General features: G+C 64.3%; 7 protein-coding genes and 1 tRNA gene. 6 read left to right on the forward strand and 2 right to left on the reverse strand.

What is annotated here, in order from left to right:
- Positions 1 to 131 precede the first annotated feature (131 nt).
- The 4 genes from ybgF to ACVOMB_RS20135 all read left to right on the forward strand — a co-directional run bounded on the left by ybgF (position 132) and on the right by ACVOMB_RS20135 (position 2,469).
- Positions 132 to 860 carry a tol-pal system protein YbgF gene (gene ybgF, locus ACVOMB_RS20120; RefSeq protein ID WP_481532805.1) on the forward strand — a complete coding sequence of 243 codons (729 nt, stop codon included), beginning with the start codon at positions 132 to 134 and terminating at the stop codon, positions 858 to 860.
- Between the two features lie 27 nt (positions 861 to 887).
- Positions 888 to 1,583: a 7-carboxy-7-deazaguanine synthase QueE gene (queE, locus tag ACVOMB_RS20125; RefSeq protein WP_481532806.1), complete on the forward strand. Its 696-nt coding sequence runs from the start codon at positions 888 to 890 to the stop codon at positions 1,581 to 1,583.
- A gap of 78 nt (positions 1,584 to 1,661) precedes the next feature.
- On the forward strand, positions 1,662 to 2,333 hold the full coding sequence (gene queC / locus ACVOMB_RS20130; RefSeq protein WP_481532807.1) for a 7-cyano-7-deazaguanine synthase QueC: 672 nt from the start codon (positions 1,662 to 1,664) through the stop codon (positions 2,331 to 2,333).
- A gap of 60 nt (positions 2,334 to 2,393) precedes the next feature.
- Positions 2,394 to 2,469, forward strand: a tRNA-Lys gene (locus tag ACVOMB_RS20135).
- A 215-nt stretch (positions 2,470 to 2,684) separates the two neighbouring features.
- Here ACVOMB_RS20135 and ACVOMB_RS20140 read toward each other — a convergent pair.
- A complete protein-coding gene (locus ACVOMB_RS20140; protein ID WP_481532808.1) occupies positions 2,685 to 3,497 on the reverse strand; it encodes a DUF5694 domain-containing protein in 813 nt (270 codons plus the stop codon).
- A 626-nt stretch (positions 3,498 to 4,123) separates the two neighbouring features.
- On the opposite strand from ACVOMB_RS20140, the gene ACVOMB_RS20145 reads away from it, so the two are divergent.
- Both ACVOMB_RS20145 and ACVOMB_RS20150 read left to right on the forward strand, forming a co-directional pair.
- On the forward strand, positions 4,124 to 4,675 hold the full coding sequence (locus ACVOMB_RS20145) for an ECF-type sigma factor (protein ID WP_481532809.1): 552 nt from the start codon (positions 4,124 to 4,126) through the stop codon (positions 4,673 to 4,675).
- 23 nt (positions 4,676 to 4,698) lie between these two features.
- Positions 4,699 to 7,452: a protein kinase domain-containing protein gene (locus ACVOMB_RS20150; protein WP_481532810.1), complete on the forward strand. Its 2,754-nt coding sequence runs from the start codon at positions 4,699 to 4,701 to the stop codon at positions 7,450 to 7,452.
- 37 nt (positions 7,453 to 7,489) lie between these two features.
- Here ACVOMB_RS20150 and recQ read toward each other — a convergent pair whose 3' ends face one another.
- Positions 7,490 to 9,292 carry a DNA helicase RecQ gene (gene recQ, locus ACVOMB_RS20155; protein ID WP_481532811.1) on the reverse strand — a complete coding sequence of 601 codons (1,803 nt, stop codon included), beginning with the start codon at positions 9,290 to 9,292 and terminating at the stop codon, positions 7,490 to 7,492.
- Positions 9,293 to 9,489 lie beyond the last annotated feature (197 nt).

Raw genomic sequence — 9,489 nt, forward strand, 5'->3', positions numbered from 1 at the left:
GGGGGCCAGCCCCGTGCGGCTGAACAAGCCCCCGCCCGCACTTTTCGGCCTGCGCACCCCACACACCGGGGGGGGGGGGGGGGGCCGCCGCGGGGGGGGCCCCCGCGCCCGCGTATGCACAACGGGCAAGTTTGGCTGACCGGGTTGGCGTGCTGGAAACGCAGGTCAACAACAGTCAGGCCAATACCGACATGCTCAATCAGCTGCAGCAGCTGCGTACTGAAATGCAGGCGTTGCAGGGCACGATCGAGCAGCTTCAGCACGAAAACGAACAGCTGAAGCAGCGCAATCGCGATCAGTATCTGGACCTGGACGGTCGCCTCAATCGCCTTGAAGGCGGTGCTGGCGCTCCGGCAGCTCCTGCCACTGGCGCGGTGACGCCCGCCGCTGCGGCCGCAAAGCCGACAGCGGCTGCTGCCGAACGTCCGCCAACCGTACGTGGTGATGCCGGTACTCTGGCTTCTGCTGGTGATGAGCGTGCTGCCTACAATGTCGCCTTTGACGCGTTGAAGGCTGGCAACTATGCCGACTCGGCGCAGTTGTTCCAGAGTTTCCTTGAGTTGTACCCAAATGCTGCTTACACCCCCAATGCCTTGTATTGGCTGGGTGAGAGCTTTTACGCAACGCGTAATTTCAAGATGGCCGAGGCGCAGTTCAGCGATCTGGTCGCGCGCTATCCCACCCACGACAAGGCCGCCGGCGGTTTGCTGAAGCTTGGCCTGTCGCAGTTTGGTGAAGGCAACAATGCCCAGGCACAGCAAACCCTGGAACAGGTAATTTCCCGTTTTCCCGGCAGTGATGCGGCCCGTACCGCCCAGGACCGACTGCAGTCGATCCGGCTCGGCCAGCAACTGCGTTGATGTGGTGCCGCACCGATGGTGCGGCTGATGACTATGAACTCTCCCAGCGCCGCTGTTCCCAGCGAGATCGTGCAGTCGCCCTTGCCGCGACTGAAGATCACCGAAATTTTCCTGTCCCTGCAAGGTGAGGCCGATAGCGTCGGCTGGCCGACTGTGTTCGTGCGCCTGACCGGCTGCCCGTTGCGTTGCCAGTATTGCGATACCGCCTATGCTTTCCACGGCGGCGACTGGTGGGACATCGACGATATCGTCGCCGAAGTGTTGAAGCAGGGCGTGCGCCACGTCTGCGTCACCGGCGGCGAGCCGCTGGCGCAGAAGCGCTGCCTGATCCTGCTGCACAAGCTGTGCGAAGCCGGTTTGGACGTGTCGCTGGAGACCTCGGGAGCGTTGGATATCGCCGAGGTCGATCCGCGCGTCTCACGGGTGGTCGACCTGAAGACGCCGGATTCGGCGGAAATGGCGCGCAACCGGCTGGAGAACATTCCGCTGCTCACCGCCCGCGACCAGCTGAAGTTCGTGATCTGCAGCCGTGGTGATTATGAGTGGGCCAAGGCCATGCTCATTGAGCACCGCTTGCCGGAGCGCTGCATGGTGTTGTTCTCACCGAGCAAGTCTCAGGTCAGCCCGCGTGAGCTGGCCGACTGGATCGTCGCAGATCGCCTGCCGGTGCGCTTCCAGATGCAGTTGCACAAGTTGTTGTGGGACGACGCCCCGGGCTATTGAGCCGGCGTTGCACCCGCCAAGTGTTTACCCCGGCGCGGGACAGCGTGCTGGCTTTCCTCCCCCAACCGGATCATCACCATGAAGAAGAAAGCAGTCGTGCTTCTTTCCGGCGGCATGGACTCAGCCGCCGTCGTCGCCATCGCCCAGGAGCAGGGCTTCGAAGTACACGCCATGAGCGTGCGCTACGGCCAACGCCATACCTCCGAACTGGAAGCCGCCGCGCGCGTGGCCGCAGCACTGGGCGTAGCCGGGCACAAGGTTGTCGCGGTCGATCTGCGCAGCATCGGCGGCTCGGCACTGACCGATGACATCAACGTGCCGGAGGCGGGTGAAGGTGGCGGCATTCCGGTCACCTATGTGCCAGCCCGCAACACCATCATGCTGTCACTGGCGCTGGGCTGGGCCGAAGTGCTGGGTGCGAACGACATCTTCTGCGGCGTCAATGCGGTGGATTACTCCGGCTACCCGGACTGCCGCCCGGAATTCATCGCCGCCTTCCAGGCATTGGCCAATCTGGCCACCAAGGCCGGCGTGGAAGGTGCAGGCATCCGCGTGCACGCGCCGCTGCAGTACCTGAGCAAGGCACAGATCGCACTGGAGGGGCAGCGCCTGGGCGTGGACTTCGGTTTGACTGTGTCCTGTTACCAGGCCGATATGGACGGCAAGGCCTGCGGTCACTGCGATGCCTGCCAGTTGCGCGCCGATGGTTTCACTGCCGCCGGCATGCTTGATCCGACCCATTACGCATGATGTTGTTTTTGTGTTTATTGCGTTAGAATACGCACCCCGGCTGCGGCCGGGTCTTTGTTTGGGCCGTTAGCTCAGTTGGTAGAGCAGAAGACTTTTAATCTTTTGGTCGATGGTTCGAATCCATCACGGCCCACCAGCATTGCCAAGGCTTCGGAGCGATCCGAAGCCTTTTTTGTTGCCTCGCGAAACATCAATCTCCGCGCAAGCGGCCTGAACTGGCACGTCGAGCGTAGCCCGGGTAATTACGGCGCACGGCCGCACGGCCTCACCTTGATCCTTTCTCCCGGGTGCGCTGCGCTTACCCGGGATACGTGATCGCAGCGCCGCGGCTCTCGCTGCGGGCTTTGTGCGCTACTTCAGCAAGGCCTGCTGGACATCGACGATACGCACATCGTGCATCTGCTCGAGATAGGCATCCAGATACGCCTTGTGCGAGGCGCCAACCAGCACCAAGGTGCGCATGCCCGGGCTTGCCCCCATCAGGTCACGGATGTTGGCTGCCATGCGCAGGTTGCGGGTCTCCCAGGACGTGACATACATGCGCCCGTAACCCTGCGCGGAGGGTTCTTCCAGCGCGGCACCGTAATCGCTTTCGAAGGCAGCTGGGGCGAGGTCCGGGCCGTTGTCACGCCGATACATCGTCAACGCGTTCTCGGGCGTGCCGAGTTGGGTTTCCAGGTCGCTGTGCAGCGCTGCACGTTGCTTGCTGGCAGGGTTGTCCCAGGCCTTGCGGATGGCCTTCACGTAGGCCTTGGGGTCCGGGCCATAGCGGTCGGCACTGTGATCGTCCATCGGCCAGAGCCGTTGATGGCCCAGCCGCACCGCCAGCTGTGCAGCGATCAGTGTGTTTTCATTGCGACTGCTGCGCAGTGCCTCCAGTGCCTCCACCAACTCCTGGTTCAAGCTGCCTTCCGCACGCCGCTCTGGTGCAGGCAGGTGCAGCCACTGGACAAGAGCGGAATCGTGCTCTCCGGCGGCCAGGAACTTGGCTGCCAGTTCGCGACGCTGGGCCGCCGTTGGTTGCGTCGGCCAGTTCGCCAGCATTGCGTCGGCGGCCGCTGTCGCCGCTGCCACGTCCAGTCCGGTCGCCTTTGCAGCCGCTGACAGGTCAGGGCAGTAATCGTTCACCGTCAAGGCGTAACGGGCAGGGTAGCGGCGCAACATGTCGCACTGCTGTCCAGAGACTGTCTCGACGGCGATTGCCTGTGGCTGCCACGCCGCCAGCCGGTCGATCAGTGGGGTGAGCGTCGATGGATCAAAGGTTTTCGGCAAACCTGCCAGATGCGCAGTGCCGAGTACCGCGACTTCATTCTGAGTTCCATGTCGAGGCCCCTTGTGCGCGCCCGGAACAAAGGGCCGTGCCTGCCCGGCTTCTGCCTGGGTTCCTGCCGCCAACAGTGCGCAGATCAATACGCTTCGTCCCCACACGCCCTGCATCACACCCTGCTGCATAGAACCTGCCGATTGAGCGCTTGATAAGCGCGAAGTGGCGCAGATTCGGTCTCCGCTGAGGCTTTGTCAACGCTCAGCCTGGTTTGCGGAGTCTGGCGTGTGGCTTCGTCGCCGCCGAAATGGATCACCGACGAAAGGCGGGTGAACGTCCCGGCAGCCCACGTGGCTTGCGACCGGGTTCGCCGTTTGCGGGCTGATCTGGGGGAACTGCGAGGCGCCCGGCATGCAGCACGAACGAGCAGTGCAAGCCGCTGCGGTTGGAAGTCGCCGGGTCTGGTCCTAATATGCAGGATGGATCGTTGGTTGCCCTGGTGGGCGTCCACGCATTGGGGACAGGGTTGAGCAAACAGATCACGCAATTACTGCACCGATGGCAACAAGGCGATATGGATGCGCGCGAGCATCTGTTCGAAGCCTTGTACTCGGATTTGATGCTGATTGCCCGCAACCGCTTGTCGCAACAGACCGGCGGCACCTTGCAGCCGGCCGCGCTTGTAAACGAATCGCTGATGCGCCTGCTTGGCACCGATGCGGACTACAAGGACCGTGCCCACTTCGTTGCCATTGCTGCACTGAAAATGCGCTCGGTGCTGGTGGATCATCTGCGTGCGCGAGCAGCAGACAAACGTGGTGGCAATGCCGAGCAATTGACGTTGTCCCACGCTGACCAAGTGCCGGACGATGCGGCTATCGGTTACGACGTGCTGGCCTTGCACCAGGCATTGAATCAACTGGCCGAACTTGAGCCGCGTGCGGCGAGCACCATTGAATTGACCTACTTCGGCGGCATGAGTCGTGATGAGATCGCACTGGTGCTGGATGTGTCCGCGCCCACGGTTGACCGTGACCTGCGCTTTGCGCGGGCCTGGTTGAACCGGCAGCTGCGCTGAGCAGCGATGGCGGGGGCGCGGTAATGGCGAGCGAGCGTTGGCGGCAGGTCCGTGACCTGTTTGATGCCATCTGCGAGCTGCCGCGCGAGCAATGGCAGCAAGCACTCGCCGCGGGCAGTGACGACCCGGCGATACGCGAGGAAGTACTGCAGCTGCTGCGCTCACAGACAGTAGGCCTGAGCCGGGTCAGTAGTCGTCTGGACACTGCATTGGCGCGCGCGTTGGCGCCGGAACTGGGGGTGGGTGAGCGGCTCGGTCCATGGCGGTTGACCGAGCGCATCGCGCATGGCGGCATGGGTACCGTGTTCAAGGCTGAGCGCGCCGACGGTCTCTACCAGCGTACGGTTGCCATCAAGTTGTTGCATGGCATGCCGGGTGCCACCGAGGTAGAGCTGCTTGGTGCCGAGCGGCAGGTTCTGGCAGGCCTGCAGTTGTCCAATGTGGCGCGTCTTTACGATGGCGGCACCACGCCGGATGGGCATCCCTATCTGGTGATGGAGTACATCGACGGCGTGCCCCTGGATTGTTGGTGTTCCGAGCAGGCCTTGGGCCTGCAGCAACGACTTACGCTGTTCCTGGAAATCTGCAGCATCGTGCAGTCGGCGCACGAACAGCTGGTGCTGCATTGCGATCTCAAACCTCCCAACGTGCTGGTGCAGGCCAATGGCCAGCCGGTGCTGTTGGACTTTGGTCTGGCGCGACTGCTCAACGAGGCGCGTGAAAAACGCGATTCCGGCTACTGCACCCCGGGCTATGCCAGCCCGGAGTTGATCGCCGGGCATACCGTCGGTGCGGCCAGCGATGTCTACAGTCTTGGTGTGATGTTGCTGGAGTTGCTGTCCACGCAACCGTCGATGCGCGAGGTGCAGAACACCGGCGAGGCATTGATCGCGCCCAGTGCCAATACACCGGTTGATCTGCCTTGGCGGCGGCGCCTGCGTGGTGATCTGGATGCCATCGTCGCACGTGCCTGCGCCAGTGACATCGCCCTGCGCTATCGCTCGGTTGAAGCCTTGATGGCTGACCTGCGCCGCTATCAGGAGATGCAGCCGGTACTTGCGCGCAACGGTGGCCGCCTGTACCACCTCGGAAAAGCGCTGCGCCGGAACTGGCAGGGCACGGCGATCGGTGTTGGTGCGAGTGCGCTGCTTGCGGTGTTCGTTTTCGGGTTGTGGGAGACCCGGCGGCAGGCGCAGGAAGAAGCGGTTGTGGCGCAACAGATCAGCAACTTCATGGTTGGCATGTTTGAAACCGCTGATCCATTTCTACGCACCGAACGCGGCGCCGAGGAGTTGAGTTCGCGGCAACTGCTGGACAAGGCCACGTTGCAGGTGGCGCGTGATCTGGCTGATGCCCCGGCGCAGTTGGCACGGATGCGCGCAGTACTTGGCGTTGCCTATCAGAACGCAGGTGCTTCACATCAGGCCGACACTCTGTTGCAGCAAGCGTATGGCGGTTTCATGGATCCGCGCGTGGCGCGGCCGCTGGACGCTGCCAATGTGCTGGCGGATCTGTCCGTGCAGAAGACCCTTGATGGCGATGGTGAGCGCGGTCTGCAGTTGGCGGCGCAGGGCCTGGAACTGATTGGGGGCAAGGCGCCGGCGTTGGCGCAGGCGCGTCTGTACAGCGCCAAGGGGCTGGCCTTGGTGAATCAGCAGCATTTTGATCTGGGCGAAGCGGCCTTCAGCAGTGCAACGTCGCTCTATCAGGATGTGAAGGGTGTGGACGTCAGCACTGAGACCAGTGAGCTGTCTTACAACAAAGGCCTGATGTACCTGCGCTGGGGGCGGCAGCCATCGGCAGAGCGTGAGTTCCGGCAGATGCTGGCCAATCTGCATGGCCGCCGGACCAGCCTGGCGTTGGCTGCCGAAACGCGGTTGGCGCAGATACTCCGCGAACAAGGCAAATACGAGCAGGCCTTGCCGCTGCTGCAATCGGGAATGCAGTACGCGCTGGAGCTGTACGGCGCGGAGAGCAGCTTTGTCCGCATGCAGTACGACGGCTTGGCGGACCTGTACCGGGATTCTGGCGATTACGTTGCGGCGGAGCCGCATTACCAGAAGCGGAATGCCTTGAGCGCGCGCCTGGATGGGCAGGACTCGGTTGAGTATTCGATGGGCCTGTTCAATTACGGCTCGTTGAAAGAGCTGCGCGGCGAGCTGGCCGCGGCCGAAGCGCTGTATCGACAGTCCTGGTTGATCCGCAAACAGAAACTGGGCGAGGACTCACCCACCAGCCTGCGAGCTGAAAGCGAACTGGCGCGTCTGCTGATGCGCGATGGGCGGATGGGCGAGGCTGGGGTGATGCTGGAGCACGCTGACAAGGGCTTGAGCCAGAGTTTGCCGGCCGATGCGCCAGGTCGCGTGCAGGCCCGCTTGAACCGGATCGATTGGCATGTGCGCAGTGGCCAGCTGGCACAGGCGCGACAACTGCTCGAGCAAATGGACTCACCGGTAGCGGAGGAACTGCAGCTGCGTTGGCTGGGTATCCGCGCTGATCTGGCGGCTCGGCAGGGCGATGGAGAACAGGCGCTGGCTTTGCGCAGGACTGCGGTGGAGTTTGCCGGCAGCAAGCAGGGCAAGGACAGCGCTGCTGTTGTCGAGACGAGTCTGGCGCTGGCCGAATCCCTGCTGCAGTTGGGGCATGCGCGTCTGGCCAAGGAAGAGCTGCAGCGCGTGCTGCTGCTGATAGGGCGGCTGCAGGTTGCCGGCTCGCCGGATCGGCGCAAGCTGGACGGGCTGCTGCTGCTGGCTGAGCAGAATCTAAGCGGACGTTAGCCGCAGCTACAAGGGCAGGGCAGCTCGGCGCTGCTGGTCAGCCCTGCTCGCGCACGATCTCGACCAGCCGCTGGCCATAACGGGCCAGCTTGCTGCCACCAATGCCGCCCACCTTGCCGAGTGCGTCGACGCTGGTCGGGCGCTGCTCGGCGATGTTGCGCAGGGTGCTGTCGTGGAAGATCACGAACGCCGGCACGTTCTGTTCGCGTGCCAGTTCCGCGCGCAGTCCACGCAGTGCCTGGAACAGCGATAGATCGCCAGCCTGCACCGGCAGACCCGTGCGCGGGCCGCCGCGCTCGCGCTCGCGGGTGGGTGCAGCGTCGCGGCGCATCATCATCTGCCGGCGGCCGGTGAGTACATCGCGGCTGGCATCGGTCAGGCGCAGGCCGCCGTGGCTTTCCGGATCCACTTCCAGCAGGCTGGCGGCCACCAGTTGGCGGAACACGCCGCGCCAGGCGCGTGCATCCAGGTCATTGCCAATGGCGTAGGTGCTGAGTTTTTCGTGGCCGAGCTGGCGGATGCGTTCGTTGTCGCTGCCGCGCAGGATGTCGATCAAGTGGCCGACGCCAAAACGCTGGCCGCTGCGATACACGCAGCTCAGCGCCTTCTGTGCCGGGATGGTCGCATCCCAGGCCGCAGGCGGGGTGAGGCAGTTGTCGCAGTTGCCGCAGGGCTTGGGATAGGTTTCGCCGAAGCCGGCCAACAGCACCTGCCGGCGGCATTGCATGGATTCGCAATAGCCGAGCAGGTGGTCGAGCTTGGAGCGCTCCAGCTGCTTGCGCTCCTCGCCGGCCTCGGACTGCTCGATCATCTGCTTGAGCAGCACCACGTCGCCCAGCCCGTAGCACAGCCAGGCTTCGGCAGCCTCGCCATCGCGACCGGCGCGGCCGGTTTCCTGGTAATAGCCTTCCATCGATTTGGGCAGGTCGGTATGCGCGACGAAGCGCACGTCCGGCTTGTCGATGCCCATGCCGAAGGCAATGGTGGCGCACATCACGATGCCGTCCTCGCGCAGGAAGCGGCGCTGGTTGGCGGCGCGTACCTCGGCTGGCATGCCGGCGTGATAGGGCAGCGCCTGCATGCCTTCGCCGCACAGGAACTGCGCGGTCTCCTCGACCTTGCGCCGTGACATGCAGTAAACGATGCCGGCTTCGTCGCGATGGTTGCGCAGGAAGCCCAGCAGCTGGCGCTTGGCGTTGTCCTTCTGCACCACCGTGTAACGGATGTTGGGGCGATCGAAGGAGCTGACGAAGTGTTGGGCCGTGGACAGCGCCAGACGCTCGGCGATCTCACGCTGGGTAGGCGGATCGGCGGTGGCGGTCAGGGCGATCCGCGGCACCTGCGGCCAGCGCTCGTGCAGGACCGTCAGCTGGCGGTACTCGGGGCGGAAATCATGGCCCCATTGCGATACGCAATGGGCCTCATCGATGGCGAACAGCGAGATGTGCGCGCGGCTCAGCAGCGACAGGAAGCGCCCGGTCAACAGGCGCTCTGGGGCGACGTAGAGCAGCTTCAGCTCGCCGGCCAGCAGCTCGCGCTCGACCCGCGCGGCGGTTTCGGCGTCCAGCGTGGAATTGAGGAACTCGGCGCGGACACCGACCTGGTGCAGCGCCTCCACCTGGTCCTGCATCAAGGCGATCAGCGGCGAGATGACGATGCCGCAGCCCTCGCGCAGCAGCGCCGGGATCTGGTAGCACAGGGATTTGCCGCCACCGGTAGGCATCAATACCAGGGCATCGTTGCCGCTGGCGACATGTTCGACGATGGCCTGCTGATCGCCGCGGAAACTGTCGTAACCGAAAACGCTGGAAAGCAGTTGTTGCGCGGGACTCTGGGGCATTGCACTAGTTTACCCGCTGGCGGCCCACGTCGAATGACCGATACAGCGCGTCAGGCAGTCAGCGACCCGCCTGTAGTGGGGGGGGGGGGGGGGGGGGGGGGGGGGGGGGGGGGGCGGGGGGGGGGCCGCGGCGGCCGGGGCCGGGGGCCGGGGCGCGCGGCGGGCGCGCGCCGCGGCGGCGGCGCGGGGGGGGGGGG

This window comes from Stenotrophomonas sp. STEN018 (genome assembly GCF_056760235.1).